This window comes from Acinetobacter sp. NIOH-H-8 (genome assembly GCF_046635365.1).
Lineage (GTDB): Bacteria > Pseudomonadota > Gammaproteobacteria > Pseudomonadales > Moraxellaceae > Acinetobacter.
The window spans coordinates 1-438 of the sequence record NZ_JBHDVN010000219.1 but is presented as its reverse complement, the minus strand read 5'-3'; the positions used below and the strand labels follow the sequence as shown (position 1 = coordinate 438).

The window sequence follows — 438 nt, the reverse complement described above, 5'->3', positions numbered from 1 at the left end:
CGACCGAAGCACCCGTCGCTTTTACGGCTTCCGCAATTTCAACTGCTTTACCTTCACCTACAAAATACTTTGGGTGCGGCGCTTTACGGCTACCGGTAATCACCTGCAATGCTTCGACACCGGCGGAAGAGACCAGAGATTCAAACACCTGGAGGTCTTCCATATCTTTGTCTTGCGTAAAATAGATGTGTACCAGTACCGCCTGCTCACCAGCATCATAACGGTCAAACAAGCGTATAACCCTCTAAATAGATCAGCGGGGAACGCAGGATCGCTGGCTCCCCGTGTAAAAAAACAGCCCGAAACCTTATTCGGTTTCTTCGCTGTCCTGTTGCGCGGAAGTATTCTGCGCGCTGCTACCATGATGATAGTTACTGCTGGTACCGCCACCGGCGTTGTTACTGTGATGAGAAACCGGGCGAGACGGGACAACAGTAG

At 51.4% G+C, this 438-nt stretch carries 1 pseudogene; it reads right to left on the bottom strand.

Annotation, left to right across the window (positions count from 1 at the left end):
• Positions 1-232, bottom strand: a pseudogene (locus ACEWB7_RS17905) (GTPase HflX); the annotation flags it as partial.
• Between the last annotated feature and the right edge of the window lie 206 nt (positions 233-438).